Source organism: Clostridium sp., from assembly GCF_021443865.1.
Lineage (GTDB): Bacteria > Bacillota > Clostridia > Clostridiales > Clostridiaceae > Clostridium.
Genome location: NZ_JABUTB010000002.1, coordinates 1 through 21,263 on the forward strand (window position 1 = coordinate 1; position 21,263 = coordinate 21,263).

Annotated in this window: 17 protein-coding genes, 1 pseudogene and 1 riboswitch; of the genes and pseudogenes, 15 read left to right on the forward strand and 3 right to left on the reverse strand. The window is 28.3% G+C overall.

Translation table 11 applies throughout. The annotated features are described in order from the left end of the window. The 7 genes and pseudogenes from HUJ77_RS00230 to HUJ77_RS00260 all read left to right on the forward strand — a co-directional run. A pseudogene (locus tag HUJ77_RS00230) lies at positions 1-1,099 on the forward strand (hypothetical protein); the annotation flags it as partial. Between the two features lie 13 nt (positions 1,100-1,112). After that, positions 1,113-1,706, forward strand: coding sequence for a prepilin-type N-terminal cleavage/methylation domain-containing protein (locus tag HUJ77_RS00235; RefSeq protein WP_291706558.1), 594 nt, complete (start codon positions 1,113-1,115; stop codon positions 1,704-1,706). Positions 1,707-1,714: 8 nt separating this feature from the next. Next, a complete protein-coding gene (locus HUJ77_RS00240; RefSeq protein ID WP_291706653.1) occupies positions 1,715-4,615 on the forward strand; it encodes a VWA domain-containing protein in 2,901 nt (966 codons plus the stop codon). A 308-nt stretch (positions 4,616-4,923) separates the two neighbouring features. After that, a riboswitch (purine riboswitch) is annotated at positions 4,924-5,021 on the forward strand. Positions 5,022-5,175: 154 nt separating this feature from the next. Further along, entirely contained in the window at positions 5,176-6,624 is a 1,449-nt protein-coding gene (gene guaB, locus HUJ77_RS00245; protein ID WP_291706559.1) for an IMP dehydrogenase, read from the forward strand. A 322-nt stretch (positions 6,625-6,946) separates the two neighbouring features. Next, positions 6,947-8,488 carry a glutamine-hydrolyzing GMP synthase gene (gene guaA, locus HUJ77_RS00250; RefSeq protein ID WP_291706560.1) on the forward strand — a complete coding sequence of 514 codons (1,542 nt, stop codon included), beginning with the start codon at positions 6,947-6,949 and terminating at the stop codon, positions 8,486-8,488. 252 nt (positions 8,489-8,740) lie between these two features. Next, the gene (locus HUJ77_RS00255; protein WP_291706561.1) at positions 8,741-9,235 is read left to right on the forward strand and encodes a flavodoxin; all 495 of its coding nucleotides are present in this window, start codon (positions 8,741-8,743) and stop codon (positions 9,233-9,235) included. A 190-nt stretch (positions 9,236-9,425) separates the two neighbouring features. After that, positions 9,426-10,616, forward strand: a complete 1,191-nt coding sequence (locus HUJ77_RS00260; protein ID WP_291706562.1) for an ATP-binding protein — start codon at positions 9,426-9,428, stop codon at positions 10,614-10,616. 53 nt (positions 10,617-10,669) lie between these two features. Here the strand turns inward: HUJ77_RS00260 and HUJ77_RS00265 are convergent, their stop codons facing one another. Continuing rightward, positions 10,670-11,329, reverse strand: coding sequence for a hypothetical protein (locus tag HUJ77_RS00265; protein WP_291706563.1), 660 nt, complete (start codon positions 11,327-11,329; stop codon positions 10,670-10,672). A 46-nt stretch (positions 11,330-11,375) separates the two neighbouring features. On the opposite strand from HUJ77_RS00265, the gene HUJ77_RS00270 reads away from it, so the two are divergent. Then, positions 11,376-11,978 carry an ammonium transporter gene (locus HUJ77_RS00270; protein ID WP_291706654.1) on the forward strand — a complete coding sequence of 201 codons (603 nt, stop codon included), beginning with the start codon at positions 11,376-11,378 and terminating at the stop codon, positions 11,976-11,978. A 3-nt stretch (positions 11,979-11,981) separates the two neighbouring features. Continuing rightward, positions 11,982-12,359 carry a YmaF family protein gene (locus HUJ77_RS00275; RefSeq protein WP_291706564.1) on the forward strand — a complete coding sequence of 126 codons (378 nt, stop codon included), beginning with the start codon at positions 11,982-11,984 and terminating at the stop codon, positions 12,357-12,359. Between the two features lie 235 nt (positions 12,360-12,594). Here the strand turns inward: HUJ77_RS00275 and HUJ77_RS00280 are convergent, their stop codons facing one another. Together HUJ77_RS00280 and HUJ77_RS00285 are read right to left on the reverse strand one after the other, a co-directional pair. After that, positions 12,595-13,221 (reverse strand): hypothetical protein, encoded by a 627-nt coding sequence (locus HUJ77_RS00280; protein WP_291706565.1) that lies wholly within the window; start codon positions 13,219-13,221, stop codon positions 12,595-12,597. A 119-nt stretch (positions 13,222-13,340) separates the two neighbouring features. Then, the gene (locus tag HUJ77_RS00285) at positions 13,341-13,763 is read right to left on the reverse strand and encodes a GNAT family N-acetyltransferase (protein ID WP_291706566.1); all 423 of its coding nucleotides are present in this window, start codon (positions 13,761-13,763) and stop codon (positions 13,341-13,343) included. 164 nt (positions 13,764-13,927) lie between these two features. Between HUJ77_RS00285 and HUJ77_RS00290 the strand changes: the two genes are divergently transcribed. From HUJ77_RS00290 to HUJ77_RS00315, 6 genes are all read left to right on the forward strand, one after another. Next, positions 13,928-14,749, forward strand: a complete 822-nt coding sequence (locus tag HUJ77_RS00290) for an N-acetylmuramoyl-L-alanine amidase (protein WP_291706567.1) — start codon at positions 13,928-13,930, stop codon at positions 14,747-14,749. A gap of 275 nt (positions 14,750-15,024) precedes the next feature. Next, positions 15,025-16,380 carry a glucose-6-phosphate isomerase gene (locus HUJ77_RS00295; protein ID WP_291706568.1) on the forward strand — a complete coding sequence of 452 codons (1,356 nt, stop codon included), beginning with the start codon at positions 15,025-15,027 and terminating at the stop codon, positions 16,378-16,380. Beyond that, positions 16,380-16,823 carry a YaiI/YqxD family protein gene (locus tag HUJ77_RS00300; RefSeq protein WP_291706569.1) on the forward strand — a complete coding sequence of 148 codons (444 nt, stop codon included), beginning with the start codon at positions 16,380-16,382 and terminating at the stop codon, positions 16,821-16,823. Before HUJ77_RS00295 ends, HUJ77_RS00300 begins: the two co-directional genes overlap by 1 nt. A 125-nt stretch (positions 16,824-16,948) precedes the next feature. Beyond that, a complete protein-coding gene (locus tag HUJ77_RS00305; protein ID WP_291706570.1) occupies positions 16,949-19,009 on the forward strand; it encodes a triple tyrosine motif-containing protein in 2,061 nt (686 codons plus the stop codon). Between the two features lie 52 nt (positions 19,010-19,061). Continuing rightward, positions 19,062-19,793, forward strand: coding sequence for a lytic transglycosylase domain-containing protein (locus tag HUJ77_RS00310; RefSeq protein ID WP_291706571.1), 732 nt, complete (start codon positions 19,062-19,064; stop codon positions 19,791-19,793). A 177-nt stretch (positions 19,794-19,970) separates the two neighbouring features. Beyond that, the gene (locus HUJ77_RS00315) at positions 19,971-20,687 is read left to right on the forward strand and encodes a pseudouridine synthase (protein ID WP_291706572.1); all 717 of its coding nucleotides are present in this window, start codon (positions 19,971-19,973) and stop codon (positions 20,685-20,687) included. Positions 20,688-21,263 lie beyond the last annotated feature (576 nt).

Here is a 21,263-nt window from a genome sequence, read left to right on the forward strand (position 1 = left end):
TTTTAATAAGGATGTAATAGCTAATAATGATTTAGCTATGAACACCAGTAATAGTGATATATCTATAAAAGGTAACTTTTATGGGATAAATGATAAGAATATAGAGACAGAGACAGCTCCAAAGGCTTTAAGTTCTAGTAGTATTATTATAAATAATCCTAATAGTACTTCTAAGCTAACAGTAGAAAAAGATTCTTATATTATGGGAGTTGCTTATTTAAATACAATAGGTGATGATGGTAAGAAATATCAAACAGGAGAATCAGTAGCTGTAAAGGGAAATTATTTAGCTTATACTGATGTTGATAATATTTTATATGGGGAAAATAATGTTACATTAAAATATTATTCTCCATTACAATTATTAGAAAGTAAAGATAATAAATCTAATGCTACTATTAAGGGAGAATATTTTGCTGAATACTACAATGCTGTAAATAAGGAAGGTAAATATTTATTTAACGATGGTGGAGTAGAGCTTAAAGGTGAAGTTAAGTCAGCTGGAGCAAGTGTTAAGGATAAAGACGGAAAAATTAGAAAGCCTAATGTAAGTAGTGAAGATTTAAATATAGTAGATGAGAAAAGAAAAGAATTTGAAAGAAATGTATTTGCAATGGGTGATGCTACAAACTATGAAAATTCAGATCAAGTGGTTAAGCGTACTGTTAAAGATCAAATTAATTTTGACAAACTTTTAGGTATTGAGAATAGCTCCATTAACATAAGTGCAGGTGTTGTTATTTTAAATGGTAAGAAAGATGATAAGATAGAAATCAAGAATAATAAATATAACGGACAAACTATAGATAAAGGCTTAATTATAACTAATGGAGATATAACTATAGATAGTGATGTTGAGTTTAATTTCACAGGAAATATAATTACAACAGGAAATATAATTCTAAAAGGGACAGGTAATAAAAATATAACTTATGATCCACAAGTTGTAAGAAATGTTTTAGCTTTAAATCAAGATTTATTAAAAGATATATTTGTAGGAGAAAAAGGAAATAGACAAGAAGTAAGGGTTACTTCAACTTCAGAATTATATAGTGTGGATAAATTCCTTTCAAAATCACTATGGAAAATTGTTAAATAGAAGAGGTGGAATTATGAGAAATAAGAAAAAGGCTTTTACAGTATTAGAGCTTATAATTGCCATAAGTATAACGGTGATAGTTCTTGGAGTAGTTTACACTTTCTTCTTAAGTAATAGCAAAACATTAGCAACTACAGAAATAAATTCAGATCTTCAAATGGAATCAGAGCAAATTTATATGGAGTTATTGAAATATGGCACACAAGCTGAAGGTATAAGCAGAATAAATGACATAGGAATTACTTCATCTAATAAATATAATTATGAAGGGTTGCCTGAAGACGGGAAGATAAACGTGAGTGAATTAACATTTAAAATAGGCATGGAATATTTCACCTTTATATATAATAGTGCAAATAAAACATTAACATTAAATAAGGTAAATGAGTATGGGGATGTAATTTCAGATGCAAGTTTAAGGCTTCCAAGGGATTTATCAAAAAATGTTACAGAATTTAAAGTTAGGCCTTTAGATTATAGAATGAATCCAAAAGGAAATTTTTATGATTCTACAGGTTTAGAGATTTCATTAGTTTTGAATAAGAAAAAGGGATATTCGGATGTAACTATCCCAGTTAGTATAATTGTGAAGTTAAGAAATAAATAATATTGGAGGTGATTATAATTAAAAAGAATGCAAAGATATTAAGCATAATAATAGTATTAACTTTTATATTAAGCTTAATTCCATTAAGAGATATTATAATAAGAGCTGTAACGGAGAATAAGCCTCAATTTACTATAAAGAGTTTAAGTGCAAATCCAGATCCTTCAATAAAAGGTGATGATATTACTGTAAATGGGACTTTAAAAAGCACAATACAAGATACTACAACAATAAATAAAGAAATAGTAATTGTTTTAGATATTTCTAAAAATAATAATAATGGTGGATTTAATAAAATAGTAAACCCATTAAAAAACTTTATAGGAAAATTAAAAACTGATAAGTTAGCTGAAAATTTAAAAATAGGCATTGTAACTTATAATAGTAATGCAGAAATTGCAGAAATAAATAATCAAAAATTAATTGATATTAATAACGAGAAAGATAATGATAGTGGAGAAATAAAAAAGTATTTAGGAAATCTAAAGCCAAATAAAAGCAATGTAAATAAAAACATAGGAGAAGCATTAAGACAAGCCGTATATTTATTAGATAGTAACGGGGAAAATAAAACTAATGCTGAAAAGACTATAATATTAATTGGTGAAGGAAATCCAGATAGTAGAACTGTAGATAGTAAGGGTAATATGTATTTGGATACAACTAAGTATAAAGAAGATAGCAATAAAACAAATATTATTACAAGTGATAGTGAAAAAGGTTTGCAATATGCTGAAGCAGTAGGAAATATTATAAAAAATAAAGGATATAATGTATTTACTATAGGGATAGATTTAGATAGTAAAAATGAGCAGCAAAGAAAAATCGAAATTCAAAATTTAGAAAAAATACATTCTTCCATGATAGGATCTAATTTAAAAAAAGAGGATTATGAAAACTATGGATTATTTTTAGATACAACTGATCCTTCTTATAATAGAAAAACTATAGAAGCTATTTTCAGTACTGTATCAGATAAAATTACAAAAAATTATGCTATTAAAAATGCAACTATGGATTTAACTTTTACTAGTGAGTTTACTGCTAAAAATCAAGCAAAATCTATTAATTTAAATCCTATATATTATAAAGCAGTTAATTCAAATAATAAAATAATTTATACAGCAGATATTCCCTTTAGTTTTGTTATGAATTCAAAGAAGGTTGGTGCAAACCAAAAGGTTTTAGATAGCATTAGAGTTAATTATCTATGGAATGGAACAAGTATAAATGAAGTAATAAATACAGATTTGAAAGTTACAGTAAATAGTAATGAAGCACCTAATATTTTGGCAAAGCTAGAAAGTGATTCAATAATAGATAATGCAGATAAAAATAGCCCAATAACTTTAAAGTATTCAATTGACCCAAAAGAATTTACAACTAACAATGTAGACTTTAATAAGGAATCAATAGGAGAAGTTATATTTATTATTGATATATCAAGTAAAATGAATAAGGATCAAAGATGGTCTTATTTTAAAAATGCTATTACAAATAAAATAATTAATTCAGATGATTTTAAAAATATAAAATTTGGAGTAGTAACTTACGATGATTATGCTTATATAGGAGATAGAAAGAGAATAGATCAACCAAAAGAAGTTGAAATGAAGAGTTTTTCTAGTAATATTAATCTTTTAAAACCATTATTTGATGTAAGTGATGCTAATTCTAAAGATGGATATAGAATGCTATATCAGAATGATATTATAAAAATTTCTAATAGTAATAATAGAAATTTTACTAATGCAGTAAATGCAGCTAAAAAAGTATTTGATAATTTTGGGAATAGCAATGTACGTAAAGCTATAGTACTAATAAATACTGGAAGTGTTAGTTATGATTCAACAGTTTTAAATGATATTAAAAGTAAGGGATATAAAATTATTTCTTTAGATATTAGTAATCAGACTAATACAAATTTAAGGCAATTACATGAGAGTTTAGGAGGAATATATAACTCGGAAAAATTAAAAAGTGATTATATATTAGGTACTTTTGATAATTCAGGAAACTATAATACTACTGACCAGGATATGCAAGAAGTTGCAGATAGATTAAAAGGTGGAGTTACAAATAAGAATACTATTAATCCAGAGTTTGAATTCAATTTAAATAATAATTTTGAATATGTTCAAGGAACAGCTTCTGGTATAAAATCAGTTACTACCGACGGAAATAAATTAAAATTTTCTCTGGCCAATCCAATAGAATACAGTTATTCTGGAGAAATGAGAGATGGAAGATATATATTTAAAGCTAATAAACCATCAGATATTTATTTTTCAGTTAAAGTGAAAGACAATAATAACCTCAAGTTAGAATTTGGTAATAGCTATATGAGGTATAATAAATTTGATTTAACTACTGAATCAAAAAAATTAGATACCCCTATAGTGAACTTAAAGCAAGAAGTCAAAAATATCAGTCATGGATTATACAATGGTATTATAGGCAATAAAGTATATATTCAAGAGAATGATAATAAGGCTTTTGAGATTGCACAAGGAGCAACAGTAACCTTTAGTTCTAGATTTACTCTAGGAGGAAGCAATGTTACCTTTGATTTAAATTTAGATAAGAATTTTAATTCTGTAGACATTAATAATATAAAAGTATATAAGGTTTTAACAGATTCTTCTGGTAATAATACGTTGATGGAACTAGCAAGAAGTATAGAAGATAATGAAGACAATAAATTTAAAATAGCTATTAATAATGTTAATGAAAATAATCAACCATTAGGTGGAGATATATTAGTTATATATCAAGCTAGAGTTAAAGAAGGACTTGGAGCAGGAGATACTCTAACTAATAAAATTATATTTAGTAATACATCAAAAGATGTTGGCATAATTACTCCACAACCAATAAATCAAAGCCCAAGCCTACCAGATTTATTCTAGAATAGTATAAATGATAAGTATTTTAAAAGGGTCGTTATGTACGATCCTTTTTTATATTTAATAGATTAAGTTTACCACATTATAAATAAATTACCTAAATAATATAGTGGCAAATACTCTTTTAGATTTTAAAAAAATGTTTATGAAGGAACTTATATAGGGTTAAGATAAGCATATAAGATGAAAGATTGATTTGGAATTTCATTGAAATTGGATAAGAATTAACCAAAAAATAAAATAATTGAAATGTAAATTGCAAATTTGTTGACAATAACATAGCAGAGATATATAATATCTATAAATTTAAAAAAATGGACATAAACTTTACTCGTATATCCTCTGAATATGGCAGAGAGTATCTACCGGAAACCTTAAATTTCCGACTATGAGTGATTTTGATATACTATATCTATATTTGTTATATAGATTTTTAGGCATATTAACTTCACTTAGAAGATTAGTATGTCTTTTTTTGTACATAAAAATAGAGCTTTAAAAGAAATAAATATTTCATATGGTTTGAAAAATGAAAGATAAAAATTATTTTAGGGGGAAAAACTATGGCAACAATTATTAAAACTGCTTATACTTTTGATGACGTATTACTAGTACCAAATAAATCTGAGGTTTTACCTAATGAAGTTAGCTTAAAAACTAAATTAACAAAGAAAATAACATTAAATATTCCTTTAATGAGTGCAAGTATGGATACAGTAACAGAATCAAAAATGGCAATTGCTATGGCTAGAGAAGGTGGCATCGGAATTATTCACAAAAACATGACTATAGCAGAACAAGCAAAAGAAGTTGACAAAGTTAAGAGACAAGAAAATGGAGTTATTACAGATCCTATATTCTTATCAGAAGGCCATACTATAAGAGAAGCTCAAGAGCTTATGTCTCAATATAGAATTTCAGGGGTTCCTATAACTCATGGAACTCAATTAATTGGAATAATAACTAACAGAGACATAGTATTTGAGACAGATTATGATAGACCAATTTCAGAAGTTATGACTAAGAGCCCACTTATAACTTCAAAGGAAGGAACTACTTTAGAAGAAGCTTTAGAAATATTAAAGAAGCATAAAATAGAAAAGCTACCTTTAGTAGATGATGATAATAATTTAAAGGGATTAATAACTATTAAAGATATAGAAAAAGCAAAAGCATATCCAAATGCAGCAAAGGATTCTAAAGGAAGATTATTATGTGGAGCATCTGTTGGAATTACTGCTGATATGATGGAAAGAGTAGATGCTTTAGTTAAGGCTAATGTAGATGTTATTACATTAGATACTGCTCATGGACATTCAAAGGGAGTTATGGATGCAGTAAGAAAAATTAAAGCTAAGTATCCAGACCTTCAAATAATAGCAGGTAATATTGCAACTGCAGAAGCTACTAGAGATTTAATAGAAGCTGGTGCAGATTGTGTTAAGGTTGGTATAGGACCTGGATCAATTTGTACAACTAGAATAGTTGCAGGAGTAGGTGTGCCACAATTAACAGCGGTTATGGATTGTGCTGAAGAAGGAAGAAAATATGGAGTACCAATAATTGCAGACGGTGGATTAAAATATTCAGGAGATATAGTTAAGGCTTTAGCTGCTGGAGCATCTGTTGCTATGATGGGTTCAATGTTTGCTGGTTGTGATGAAGCACCAGGAGAAACAGAAATATATGAAGGAAGAAGATATAAAGTATATAGAGGTATGGGATCTCTTGGAGCTATGGAAAAGGGATCAAGTGATAGATACTTCCAAAATGGAACTAAGAAATTTGTACCAGAAGGTGTTGAAGGAAGAGTTGCATATAGGGGATACCTATCAGACACTATATATCAATTATTAGGTGGAATTAGATCAGGAATGGGATATTTAGGAGCACCTACTTTAGATAATTTATATGAAAATGCTAAATTCGTAGTTCAAACTGCATCAGGAATTAGAGAAAGTCATCCACATGATGTAAATATAACTAAGGAAGCACCTAATTACAGCAAATAAATTTGCTGTAAAATGCATAATGTGTAATTGATAATGCATAATTTAGGAGATAACTCAGCCAGCTGAGTTATATGGAATTAAGAATGATGAAGAAATGAAGATTTCACTTAAGATTGCATTTTAAGTGTTAATGAAAAAAATGAATAAATAATATTGGATATTTAATTATTGCATATACCTTAATAATTACCATAATTCTTTCATTCCTTCATTTTTTCATTCTTTAATTATTGATTCCTTCTCATTTGTGTGAAAATAGACAACGAAGGATGGATAAGATAGAATTAGTATAGTAGATAGAATTAAAGGTTGGAGGTAACCTATGAATAAAGAGTTAGTTTTAGTTATTGACTTTGGTGGTCAATATAATCAATTAATAGCTAGAAGAGTTAGAGAGTGTGGAGTTTATTGTGAAGTTCATCCCCATACTGTAAGTGTTGAAGAAATAAAGGAAATGAATCCAAAGGGGATAATATTTACTGGTGGACCAAATAGTGTTTATGGAGAAGATTCTCCTTTATGTGAAAAGAGTTTATTTGAAGCTGGTATTCCTATTCTTGGAATATGCTATGGCTCACAATTAATGGCTCATATGCTTGGTGGAAAAGTTGCAACTGCTCCAGTAAGTGAATATGGTAAAACTAAAGTAGATATAAATGTAGATTCTAAGTTATTTGAAGGTGTATCACCATCTACAATTTGTTGGATGAGTCATACAGATTACATAGAAAAAGCACCAGAAGGCTTTAAAGTAATAGCTAATACACCAGTATGTCCAGTAGCAGCTATGGAAAATGAAGAAAAAAATCTTTATGCAGTTCAATATCATCCAGAAGTTATGCATACACAAGAAGGAACTAAGATGATATCAAATTTCTTATATAATGTTTGTAAATGTGCTGGAGATTGGAAAATGGATTCCTTTGTTGAAAAAACAATTGAAGAAGTTCGTCAAAAGGTTGGAAATGGTAAGGTATTATGTGCATTATCAGGTGGTGTTGATTCATCAGTTGCAGCAGTATTACTTTCAAAGGCAGTGGGAAGCCAATTAACATGCGTATTTGTTGATCATGGTTTACTTCGTAAAAATGAAGGTGATGAAGTTGAAGAAGTATTTGGACCAAATGGACAATATGACTTAAACTTTATTAGAGTAAATGCGCAGGAAAGATTCTATGAAAAATTAAAAGGCGTAGAAGAACCAGAACAAAAGAGAAAAATAATTGGTGAAGAATTCATTAGAGTATTTGAAGAAGAAGCAAAGAAAATTGGAACTGTAGATTTCTTAGTACAAGGAACTATTTATCCAGATGTAATTGAAAGTGGTCTTGGAAAATCAGCAGTTATAAAATCACATCATAATGTTGGAGGACTTCCAGACTATGTAGATTTTAAAGAAATAATTGAACCATTAAGATTATTATTTAAGGATGAAGTGCGTAAGGCAGGTTTAGAACTTGGAATTCCTGAAAAATTAGTTTTCAGACAACCATTCCCAGGACCAGGACTTGGAATACGTATAATTGGAGAAGTAACAGAAGAAAAAGTTAAAATAGTACAAGAAGCAGATGCAATTTATAGAGAAGAAATTGCAAAGGCTGGTATTGATAAAGAAATAGGTCAATACTTTGCAGCACTTACTAACATGAGATCAGTAGGTGTAATGGGAGATGAAAGAACTTATGATTATGCAGTAGCACTTAGAGCTGTAACTACAAGTGATTTCATGACAGCAGAATCAGCTGACCTTCCATGGGAAGTACTAGGAAAAGTAACAACTAGAATTGTAAATGAAGTTAAAGGTGTAAATAGAGTATTCTATGATTGTACAGGAAAACCACCAGCAACTATTGAATTTGAATAGACCTAAAATAGTATAAAGCTGTCCTAGAATCTAAATTAATTTTAGATTCTAGGACAGTTTTTTATTTAAAATTCTATGCAAATTATATTATTTAATTGTTTATACATATATTATATCAATGGCAAAAAAATGTGGTCAAATAACAGTAGGTTGAAGAAAAAAATAAAGATTGGTATAATTTAAGTATAAAGTAAATGTTTACAAGGGTGTTGGTATTAATATTATTTTAAAAAATATTTGGGGGGAAGAGAAATGAGTAATAAAGTTTTAGTATCATATTTTAGTGCAAGTGGTGTAACTGAAAGGATAGCAAAGTTACTTGCAGAGTCAATAAATTCAGATATTTATGAAATAAGTCCTGAAGTGCCTTATACTAAGGAAGATCTAAATTGGAGTAATAAAAAGAGTCGTAGTAGTATAGAAATGAAAAATCTTAATTCACGTCCTAAAATTGCAGAAGGTGATGCTAAAATACAAGATTATGATGTGATTTTTATAGGCTTTCCTGTATGGTGGTATATTGCTCCAACAATAATAAATACATTTATTGAAAGCTATGATTTTAAAGGAAAAACAGTTATCCCATTTGCAACTTCTGGGGGAAGTGGAATTGAAAATTGTGAAGTGATTCTACAAAAACAATATCCAAATATAAATTGGAAGGAAGGAAAACTTCTTAATGGAAGACAAACTAAAGATAAATTATCATCTTGGGCTAATTCTGTATTAGGAGTTAAAGTATATTAGGAAATTTTATTTATTTAAATCAGACTAAATTTTATGAAAATTTTAAAGTAGCAGATAGTAGGAAGAATATCTGCTACTTTTAATTTTACTTTAATATAGTTTAATTAAGTATGTTTAAGGAACATTGAGTATTTCTGTAAATTGTTTGAAAGGTTAAAATAAACTATAATTATATTAAGGAGGGAGTTTTATGAATTCATTAGAAGAAATAAATTTAAAGATAAAATCCTTTGTAGTATTTAATAACATACTAGATGATAAGGTTATAAGAGTATTTTTAGATATTATTAATATGAAGGAATTAAATTTATTAGATAAGGTAGAAAAGTATAGTAATTTTGTTCATGAACTTTTTCAAAGAAATGAAAATCTTTCTGATTATATATGGCAGCTTATTACACTGGATGAAAATTTATATGTAAGAAAATTATCTAATAGAGAAAGAATATCTCAAAGGCTAGAAAGATGTGTTATTGAAGAACTTCAAACCTTACAGGAGATTTCAAGAATTACGGCAAAGGATATAAAGAGTGGAATAGGATGTAATATATTTTTACCAGAGTGGGAAACAAGTTTACATTATGATTTTAAAGTAATGTATAAGGAAAGAATGGACAAGCTATTTACCTTAGGATATGGAATATACGCAAATAATATTATGTTTACATATAATAATGGAGATATAATTCCTGTAAAGTATCCTGATAATATTAAATTATCTAATCATATTGGCTATGAAAGAGAACGCAAGAGAGTACTTGATAATACTTATGCTTTTATTAATAATAAACCAGCATCTAATGTACTTTTATATGGAGATGCAGGAACAGGAAAATCATCTACTGTAAAAGCTATTGTAAATGAATATGCTAATAAGGGATTAAGGATGATAGAAGTAAGAAAAGGGGAGCTACTTAAAATTCCAGAGCTAATAGAGAAGCTTTCAAATAATCCATTGAAATTCATTATATTTATTGATGATTTATCTTTTGCAAAAAACAATGAGGAAATTGGAGCTTTAAAAGCAATTTTAGAAGGTTCTGTAACAACTAAAACATCAAATGTAGTTATTTATGCTACTAGTAATAGAAGGCATTTAGTACAAGAATCCTTTTCAGATAGAGATGGGGATGATATTCATAGAAATGAAACTATACAAGAGCAAATATCATTATCTGATAGATTTGGACTTTCAATATGTTTTTCTAAACCAGATAAGAAGGAGTATCTTGATATTGTCCATGGATTACTAAAGGAATATAATGTGAAGAACATTGAAAATATCGATATACTTGCAGAGCGCCATGCTATGGAAAGAGGAGGACGCTCTGGAAGAACAGCACGTCAATTTGTAGAATACCTAAAAAGTATAGAAGAGTAAAAGAAATAAGGTGTTGCCAAAGCAGCACCTATTAATTTTATTAGTAATTTAAATTAACTTTCTTCTTGAACCTGGTGAATATTAGAAATTAGCCATTGTCCATCTATGTTCTTTAATAAAATCTCCATTTTAAATTCTACTTCTTCGATATCATCAATATCCTTTTTTAATTCATCGAATATTTCAGGGGATATATTATCTATAATCTTTTGATTCATTGAAGCTTGACCTTCATTAGTATAGATTTTCTTTAATTCATCTTTATGTTCATTTAAATATTTTGTGGATAATTCTTCAATATTAAAATCAAAACTTGAAGGATCAAATTTTGTAAAGTCAAAACATTTTCCGCTTAATGAAACTATAGCAGTTCCATTTTTTTCTTTAACTTTATCAATTGAATAATCTCCAATTGATTTACTCATTACAAAAGAGATGAAACTTTCGGCTTCCTCATTAAATACATCACCCATATTAGTGTTAATTAAATTATTTAATAGTTTGTCATCAAGATTAGAAAAGCCAAAACTATCCTTAAAATCTCCTTTATCCTTATTAGTCATTTCCATAGACTTATTGTAATCACCTGATTTAATTAATGAAAAGTAATCACCCACAGCATTTTTGATTTCTTCTTCATGTGACTCTCTAACACATCCAAATAAGGTAAAAATCATTACAAAAGATAATAAAGAACTTGCGAACCTCCTCATATTATCACCTCAATAATATAAAAATTGTACAAAATAATTATAAAATATTAACGGAAAATCTTCAACGTATAATGGAAAAGTTGGATTATTTGCAAAAGAAGGGGTTACAACTTTATCTACACAAAATGGTTTATTCTATGGTGGGGGATTCCAATTACTTGGAGTTCAATTAATAGGTATAGTTTCTGTAGGAGCCTTTGTATTTATATCATCTCTAGCTGTATGGTATTTAATTAAGAAAACAGTAGGAATTCGTGTATCTGCTGAAGAAGAAATAGCAGGACTTGATATTGGAGAACATAGCAATATTGCATATCCAGATTTTGCTCTTGAAAAGCTTGGTGTAACAGGACTTACAGTGACAAATGTTTTAGGACACGGTATGCAAAAAGGAAATCCAACCTTCTTCAGAGGAGCACCTATGGATACTAGGCTTCTTCCTAAGGTTAAGATTGATGTTGTTGTATGCAAAATACCAACAGAAGCTATTGTTGAAACTGTACAAAAGGTACTTTATACTGGGAAAATTGGGGATGGAAAGATATTTATTTATAAAGTAGTAACAAAAACAATGGTAAATAAATATTATATATTATGTAACAAAAGATTATTTAATGAAAAGTTAGGTAACAAAAGAGAAAGGGGTTAAACCATGAGATGTGAAGAAGAAGTAACTACAGTAAGATGTGACGAAGAGGTAAGAAATCACGTTCACGAATTTCTTGGTAGTACAGAAATAGTTAGAGAAGGTCTTGATGGTGAATATCATAATCACCGTTTTGCAGGAGTTAGTGGAGATGCAATACCTTGTAAAGGTGGCAATCATATTCATAGAATAGTAACTAGAACAGATAACTTTAATGACCATTATCATGTAATTGATATATGTACAGGCCCAGCAATATCAGTAGGTAATGGACAAAGACATGTTCATTATGTATTTGCTTGTACAAGAGAGAGTGATGGTCATAAGCATATGTTTAGAATTGCAACTTTAATTGAAAACCCTATAGGTGATTGTGAATATTAATAAGGGGATTTATATAATAAAAGCATTACCTATATAATTTTCGACACAATTACAAAGTAGTTATATTAAGGGACTATCCTATAATATAAGATTAATTAGGAGCTGCTTAGGTGGCTCTTAATTTTTTTATGTTTAATTAGAGATTAGTATAAAAAAATGCTGTATCTTATAAGGCATAACCCTATAAGATACAGCTAAGACATTTAAGATTAAATAATATTAAAAATATAAATTACTATTTATTTCTTCCTTCATAGTTACGTTTGCACCATTTGAAGTAATCTTCATAAGAATAGTCATCTTTCTTATCATCATAATCTCTTCTACAGCATCTATCATCTTTCTTATCATCATAATCTTTTCTGCATCTATCTTCTTTATATTCATCTTCTCTTCTGCAACAATTATCTTTTTCATCTCTGTCTTTTTTATCTTCTTCTTTTCTATAGCATTTGCAGAAATATTCATCATCTTTCTTTTTGTCTTCATGACAGTCTTTTTCTTTTTTAGGTCTTGGACACTTACAATAGTCGTCATGATCTTTTCTATCTTCTTCACAGTCTTTTTCTTTCTTTTCTTCTTCTTTTTTGTAGCATTTACAATAAAGTTCTACAGGTTCTTTTCTCTTATCATCTTTATCACATTTATCTTCATGGTGCTTTTTAGGACATCCACATTCATCTTTTTTCTCTTCTTCTTCTTTTCTGTAGCATTTACAGAAATATTCATCTTTTCTCTTCTTATCTTCTTCTCTATCTTTACCGTGGTCTTTTTCTCTTTCTCTACAGCAGTTATCTTTTTTATCTTCTTTTTTGTCATCAGTATAGAAAAACCAATTATCATTTGTATAACTATAAGTCATGTTATCCATCTCCATAAATATAATTATATTTGCACATTCATAATTGTAATGCACATATTCTATACTATGTAGACTGCATAATATTTGTTACTATCATTAGATTAATATAAGAAAAAATTTTATTCTATAAAGTTTCTAGCTTTCATTCTTTCCATATCCATAAATAAACCCATGCCAGTTTTTAATTTTCTAAAGCCAAGGGATTCATAGAAACCTTCCTTACCTGGAGATGCATAAAGAATAAAATTGCAAGTAGGGGTATTATTTATTATATTCTCAATAATTAATTTGCCTACACCAAAACCTTGATATTCTGGTAAAATAGCAACATCATATATAGCAGATTGTCGGACACCATCTGAAATTGCTCTACCAAAGCCTATTAGCTTTTCATTATCAAAAATAAAAACAACAGTATAACTATTCTCAAAGGACTTTTTATGAAGCTCCTCACCTACATATGACATTCCTACTGTTTTTATAATATTTCTAACTTCCTTCCAATTAATATCAAAACAATCTTTTTTTATTGTTAAATTCATAAGTTTATCTCCCTTTTATAACTTTAAATTAATATGATTTTAACATAAATATTTAATTTTAGAATTTTATTTAAGAACTTTTAAAAAAGTTTATTTTATTACGTATATAAGACATGAGAAGGTACTTTCTAAAATAATAAAAATAAAAAAGGAGAGGATTTTAAATGGCTTTAATTCAAAGACTAATTTCATCAGACAAGTATAGCTTGAAATGCCCTTATTCAATGACACCAAGGGGGATTTGTATTCACAATACTGCAAATGATGCTTCTGCATCAAATGAGATTTCTTACATGCAAACTAATACTAACTCTACATCTTTTCATATTGCTGTAGATGATAAGGAGGCAATTCTAGGTTTGCCACTAAATAGAAATGGCTGGCATGCTGGAGATGGAGGAACTGGTGAAGGTAACAGATATTATATAGGGGTAGAAATTTGTTATTCAAAATCAGGAGGGGATAGGTTTATTAATGCAGAGAAAAGAGCAGCAAAGGAAGTTGCAGCATTATTAAAACAATATGGATGGACAATAAATAATGTGAAAAAACATCAAGATTTTAGTGGTAAATATTGTCCTCATAGAACCCTAGATATGGGATGGCAAAGATTCTTAAATATTATACAAGTGGAAATAGATAATCTAAATCCACCACCAACAGAGCTATATAGGGTAAGAAGAACTTGGGAAGATTCAGCTTCACAAATAGGAGCCTTTAGTAACTTACAAAATGCAATAGATTGCGCAGATGCAAATCCTGGTTATAGTGTATTTAATAATAATGGAGTAAAGGTGTATCCAATAACAGGGACTATAGTAGAAGGATCTAAGGTAAAGGTAGTTGGAACTAACTATGCAACAGGAGAAACAATTCCAGAGTGGGTGAAGAAAGAAACTTATACAGTTAGTAAAATAACAGATAATAAAGCCTTATTAAAAGAAATAAGTAGCTGGGTTTATCTAAAGGATTTAATTTTAGCATAATATTTTTAAATATAAGATAAAGAATTATCGAAGTGATTTTTCAAATCACTTTAATAATTCTTTTTTTAATTTAAAATAGTGATTAAATTATAATTTAAAATAAATGAGCATAATATAAAAGAGAAATATTTTTATTGAATTTACATAGAAAATTTTATATAAATCTACAAAATACTATTAATTTAGAAAAATTTTTTATTATATAAGTTAAACTATGGTATAATATATAAGTATAAATCGACAAAAATTCCTAGAAAGATTCGGAGGTTAAATTAATGAATAAAGGTTTAAGACTAGATTTATCTAAAGTAGAACCATATGTAAAATTAGAACAAGAGTTAGTTAATATGGAGGCAATGGTTAAAAGTGCACATAACACTCTTATGAATGGAACAGGCGCAGGAAATGACTTTTTAGGGTGGTTAGATTTACCGATAAACTACGACAAAAATGAATTTGAAAGAATAAAGAACGCAGCTGAAAAGATAAAGAAAAATTCAGATGCTTTAATAGTAATAGGAATAGGTGGCTCATACTTAGGACCAAGAGCTGCTATAGAAATGTTAAATAATAATTTTTATAATGTTTTAGGAAAAAATAAAAGAGAAACACCACAAGTATTCTTTGTTGGAAACAACATTAGTTCAACATACTTAGCTGACCTTTTAGATGCAATCGAAGGATTAGATATAAGTGTAAATGTTATTTCTAAGTCAGGTACTACAACTGAACCTGCAATAGCATTTAGAGTATTTAAAGATTACATGGAAAAGAAATATGGTGTTGATGGAGCAAAAGAAAGAATATTTGCTACAACTGACAAGAGCAAGGGAGCTTTAAAATCATTAGCTGATGAAATGGGATATGAAACCTTTGTAATTCCTGATGATGTAGGTGGAAGATTCTCAGTATTAACAGCAGTTGGATTATTACCAATAGCAGTAGCTGGAATTAGCATAGATGAAATGATGCAAGGTGCAGCAGATGCTAGAGAAGCATATGCAACTGATGATGTTATGAATAATGATTGCTACAAATATGCAGCAATGAGAAATATTCTATATAATAAAGGTAAGAATGTAGAAATATTAGTTAACTATGAACCAGGATTACACTATTTCAACGAATGGTGGAAGCAATTATTTGGAGAATCAGAAGGAAAAGATCAAAAAGGAATTTTCCCTGCTGCAGTAGATTTCTCTACAGACTTACATTCAATGGGACAATACATCCAAGAAGGAAGTAGAATGTTATTTGAAACTGTTCTTAATGTAGAAAAAGCTAAAAGAGAAGTTTTAATAGAAGAAGCTAAAGGAGATTTAGATGGATTAAACTTCTTAACAGGCAAAACTATAGACTTTGTTAATAAGCAAGCATTTAATGGAACTTTATTAGCTCATAATGATGGAGGAGTTCCAAATATGGTGTTAAATATTCCAGAACTTAGCCCATATTACTTTGGATATATGGTTTACTTCTTCGAAAAAGCTGTTGGAATTAGTGGATATTTATTAGGAGTTAATCCATTTGACCAACCAGGAGTTGAAGCATACAAGAAGAACATGTTTGCTTTACTTGGAAAACCAGGTTTTGAAGAATTAAAAGCTGAATTAGAAGCTAAATTAAAATAATGAGAATTATTGTAGATGGAGATGCTTGTCCAGGCATCTCCATTATTGAAAATATAGCAAAAAAATATAATCTGGAATTAATAGTTTTTTGTGATATCAACCATTATATATATTTAGAATATGGAGAAGTTAAAGTAGTAGATAGTGGATTTCAAAGTGTAGATATGTATGTAATAAACATATGTAAAGAAAAAGATATAGTAATTAGTCAAGATTATGGAGTGGCAGCTATTGCTTTAGGTAAAAAAGCCTATGTAATAAATCCTAAGGGATATTATTATAATGAAGAAAATATTGATAGATTATTAGAAGAAAGACACATATCTCAAAAAATAAGACGTGCAGGTGGAAGAACCAATAATCCTAAAAAAAGGACAAAAGAAGACGATTTAAGATTAGAAAGAAACCTAATAAAGCTAATAGAGAGTAATATTAAAGGATAAACTGTAGAAATATCAATTACGGTTTATCCTTATTTTTATATATATGTGACAAAATTCGTTTTGTATTTTTATGGAATAAATGTATAATAATATTATGTAATATTGAGAAAAACAGGTGAGAGAATATGAGTGAGATAAATATAGCTTTCGATAAAGATAGTCCATCTATTGTAAATGAGGAAATTAATATAAAGGTAATATCAGAAGGAGAAGGAAATCTAGAATACAAGTTTTTAGAAGGAACTCCTAATGAAAGAAGTTTTACTTGGAAACAAATACAAGACTATTCTAACAATCAAGAGTGTAAATGGAAGCCTAAAAAGCCAGGGAATTATATGCTAATGATACAAACTATAGATAAAGCTTCAGGTGTTACTAATACTCTAAGAACTAAGTATAAGGTAAATGGTGTAAATGAAAAGGAAATTATTGAAGAGAAGAATAATAGTAATAATAAATTAATACAAGAAGTAATAATTGATAAGACAAGCTTAATACTTGGTGAAAAGCTTAATTTAGATGTTCTTTCCCCAGGGGATGAAGAGGTCTTATTATATAGATTTTGGCTAAAAGGTAATCAAGGTTGGGAACCTTTAAGAGATTACAGTACAGAAAATAAGTTAACCTTTACTACTACAAGAATTGGAGAGGGAGAAATATTAATAGAATGTAAAAGACCATCTTCATATAATAATTTAGATGATTTTACCACAGTTAAATTTAAGGTTAATGAACAACCAGTTATAGAAGTTACATCATTTAAATGCTTATCTAATGATCTTTTAGTAGGTGAAGAACTTATTTTTAAGGTTGGAGTGAATTATGAAAAGTCTAGAACTATTCTATATAAATTTTTAAGAGTAGATTTAAATGGAAGAATTAACTGTATTCAAGATTATTCTACAAAGAATTTAATAGCTTTTTCTGAAAGAGAAGCAGGAGAATATAAATTATTATGTTATGTAAGGGATATTTTTTCTAATAAGACTTATGATGATAGAGCAGCTATGATTTACTCAATAAAACCTTATGAAGAAGTGAAAATTAAAAGTTTTACTTCAGAATTAAGTTCACCACAATTATGTGGAAATAATGTATTATTTAAAGCTTCAGTAGTAGGAGGTAAAGAGCTATTATATAGATATATAGTAGAAGGGCCAGTTGCTGAAGATAGTGGATATATTAGATCTAAAAGCTTTAATTGGGAAAGTAAAGCAGATGGAGAATATAAAATTATATTAAAGGTTAAAGATATTTCTTTTAATGGAGATTATGAAGATCAAAAAGAAATTCTCTTTAAAATTGATAAAAAGGGAGAGAAGCCTGTAAAAATTATAGATATTAGTGCAAGTAAAACTAGAGGCTGCATTAAGGGTTATCCTATAAATTTAAAGGTGAAAGCTGAAGGCGGAACATTTCTTCAATACTCATTTATAGTTTATAAAGATGGAATTGAAAAAGAAAGAAGTAATTATGGAGTTACTAATTGGGTTAACTTTACTCCAGAAGAAAGTGGAGAATATGAAGTTGAAGTTAGAGTAATTGATAAGTATTCCTCTAGAGAATATGATGCCCATGATTATATATTCTTCCAAGTGAAGGATTATCAAGAAGCAGAAATTGATTATATTCTTTTAGAAGGGAAGGAATCTTATTTAGTAGGAGATAAAATAGAATTTGAAATAATAACTCAAAATACAAAGAATGTATTACTTAGATATAAAACTAAAATTAATGGACATGAAGTAGAGGATACAGGTTTTATTGCTAGTAAATATATTAAAGTTAAACCTAAATGTCCTGGGAAATATACCTTTGAAATATACGCTAAAAATGCACAGTGTAAAGAAGAATATGATGTGAAAAAGGAAATATCAATTTATGTAAATGAAGCAGTACCTATAACAAATACTAAAATTAATATAGAGACTTCTAATATTTTAGTGGGTAAAGAGATAACCTTTGAGGCAACTAGTGAAGGTGGAAAAGATGTATGCTATGAATTTTATATTATGGAAAAGGGAAATTGGGTAAGGGTACAGCCTTATAGTAAGAAAAATTATTATACCTTCCTTCCATTTACTCCTGGGAAATATAGAATTTTAGTATTAAGTAAGAGTTTTTATAAAAAGTTAAATTATGAAGATTATTATGATTTAGAATTCCAAGTTAGGACTCAAGAATAATATGTTATACACGAAATTAATAATAGTATAATATTGAGAGCGAGGGAAAACTGTGAATATATCTAAGGTGGAAGATTTTTTAGGCTTAACTATAAGTAAAGATGTGTTAAAGCAAGCAATAGGTGATGGACCAGAATTTGATTTGGTTTATGAAACTATGTTAAATGATAAAATGGAGAATATGAATTCAAAGGATAATTCAAATAGTAATGAAAGTTCATTTACTTATACAGCTTTAGGCTCAGGACAAAGACTAGAGGATATTCCATTAAGAATAAGAACAGAACCAATACAAACTGGAGAAATAATATTAGAAGCTAATAATAAAATAGATAGTAATATAAATAGTGATGATGCTAAAATATATTACTATGAAAATGCTTCTGTGGATATGGATAAAATTTATAATGCTGTTGATAAATATTCTAGTAAATATGGTGTGGATAAAAATTTAGTATTAGCTATTATAAAGCAAGAATCAAATTTTAATCCAAATGCAGTTTCAAGTGCAGGAGCAAAGGGACTTATGCAGTTAATGGATTTTAATAGTGAAGCTTATGGAGTAAAAAATCCCTTTGATATCGATGAAAACATAGAGGCTGGAGTTAAGCATATTAAATCTTATTTAGATAGTTATAATGGAAATGTTGAAATGGCACTTATGGCATACAATGCAGGACCGGGAACAGTTGCAAGAAGAGGAGTAAATTCTCCAAGTGATTTATATAAAATGCCAGAAGAAACACAAAACTATGTGCCTAAGATAATGTCTCAACTAGTATAAAAATTAAAGTGTATTTAATGGACTATTTATAATGGTCCATTTTTTATACATAAAAACAGAAAGAAACAATTCTTCACTCTTCATTCTTAATTTTTCATTCTTTTCCTTGTATCTTTTCATTTTAAGTAATAAAATAATTCATAGTAGTTTAAATATACTAAGAAAGAAGGTGCCTTTATGGAAAGACTAGATAAGGTTTTAGCTAATTTGGGTTATGGAAGTAGAAAAGAAATTAAGCAAGCTATAAAAAAAGGGCTTATAGAAGTAAATGGTGAATTAGTTAAAGATAATGGTATGCAGGTAGATCCTGAAGTTGACAAAATAGTAGCTAACGGTGAAGAGATTTTTTATAGAAAATATATTTATTTGATGATGAATAAACCAGACGGAGTAGTTTCAGCTACTGTTGATAATAGAGATGAAACGGTAATAGATTTATTAGAAGTTGAGCATCAAGTTTTCAATCCATTCCCAGTTGGAAGATTAGATAAAGATACTGTAGGACTTTTATTATTAACTAATGATGGAGAATTAAATCATAGATTAATATCTCCTAAGTGGAAGGTTGATAAGGTTTATTATGCAAAAATAGACAAGAAGGTTACAGAAGCTGATGTTAAGAAATTTAAAGCTGGTATAACATTAGATGATGGATATGTATGTAAGGAAGCTAAGCTTGAAATACTAGAAGCTACAGAAGATGGCTCAGAAGTTATGGTTACAATCCAAGAAGGAAAGTACCATCAAGTTAAGAGAATGTTTGAAGCTGTAGGAAAGGCTGTAGTTTACTTACAAAGAGTAGAGTTTGGAACCTTAAAACTAGATGAAGACTTAGAAGAAGGCGAATATAGAGAGCTTACAGAAGAGGAAATTAACATATTAAAAGGCTTTTAACGAATGTTAAAAAAATATGAAGTAAAATCATTCATAATGGTATTTTTTTTGCATTATTATTTCGAAATAACTTGCATTTTTAAAGTGTATGAAATATAATATCTTTGCAAGGATAAATAAAAGGAATAAATAGCCCCCTTTTTATTTATTGCTTATTGCTAAAGCGCAGCCTAGCCCCAAGGGTTGCGTTTTTTGTTTGCTTAGAATGTAAATGTTTTCTTGAGAATGAAAACCAGTCATATAGAGTAAGTAAACTTTTACAGAAAAAAATCATAAGAATCATTAATTTTAACCTTTGATATAAAATGGTGGCTATTATTAGATTATAATTCAAAAATTGTAAAAAGTTAAATTATTTATGAATGATAAAATTCAAGAGAATAAAAATATGAATATAATATTTCACATAGAATTACAATTTACATATAATTTACTTAAAATAAGTTATTTTTTGAAGCTCCATAAGGAGTTTTTTTATTTAATTTTATTCATGTTTATTTTATATATAATATAGCTATTTTGATGCTATTTTGGCAACAATATAAAAGATATGTATGATATAATATGTTAGTAATA

Excerpts from the sequence above, each read along its gene's own strand:
- HUJ77_RS00280 (WP_291706565.1), bottom strand. The coding sequence starts at position 13,221 with ATGACTTATAGTTATACAAATGATAATTGGTTTTTCTATACTGATGAC.
- guaA (WP_291706560.1), top strand. The coding sequence starts at position 6,947 with ATGAATAAAGAGTTAGTTTTAGTTATTGACTTTGGTGGTCAATATAAT.
- guaB (WP_291706559.1), top strand. The coding sequence starts at position 5,176 with ATGGCAACAATTATTAAAACTGCTTATACTTTTGATGACGTATTACTA.
- HUJ77_RS00275 (WP_291706564.1), top strand. The coding sequence starts at position 11,982 with ATGAGATGTGAAGAAGAAGTAACTACAGTAAGATGTGACGAAGAGGTA.
- HUJ77_RS00235 (WP_291706558.1), top strand. The coding sequence starts at position 1,113 with ATGAGAAATAAGAAAAAGGCTTTTACAGTATTAGAGCTTATAATTGCC.
- HUJ77_RS00315 (WP_291706572.1), top strand. The coding sequence starts at position 19,971 with ATGGAAAGACTAGATAAGGTTTTAGCTAATTTGGGTTATGGAAGTAGA.
- HUJ77_RS00305 (WP_291706570.1), top strand. The coding sequence starts at position 16,949 with ATGAGTGAGATAAATATAGCTTTCGATAAAGATAGTCCATCTATTGTA.
- HUJ77_RS00300 (WP_291706569.1), top strand. The coding sequence starts at position 16,380 with ATGAGAATTATTGTAGATGGAGATGCTTGTCCAGGCATCTCCATTATT.
- HUJ77_RS00290 (WP_291706567.1), top strand. The coding sequence starts at position 13,928 with ATGGCTTTAATTCAAAGACTAATTTCATCAGACAAGTATAGCTTGAAA.
- HUJ77_RS00285 (WP_291706566.1), bottom strand. The coding sequence starts at position 13,763 with ATGAATTTAACAATAAAAAAAGATTGTTTTGATATTAATTGGAAGGAA.
- HUJ77_RS00265 (WP_291706563.1), bottom strand. The coding sequence starts at position 11,329 with ATGAGGAGGTTCGCAAGTTCTTTATTATCTTTTGTAATGATTTTTACC.
- HUJ77_RS00260 (WP_291706562.1), top strand. The coding sequence starts at position 9,426 with ATGAATTCATTAGAAGAAATAAATTTAAAGATAAAATCCTTTGTAGTA.
- HUJ77_RS00255 (WP_291706561.1), top strand. The coding sequence starts at position 8,741 with ATGAGTAATAAAGTTTTAGTATCATATTTTAGTGCAAGTGGTGTAACT.
- HUJ77_RS00295 (WP_291706568.1), top strand. The coding sequence starts at position 15,025 with ATGAATAAAGGTTTAAGACTAGATTTATCTAAAGTAGAACCATATGTA.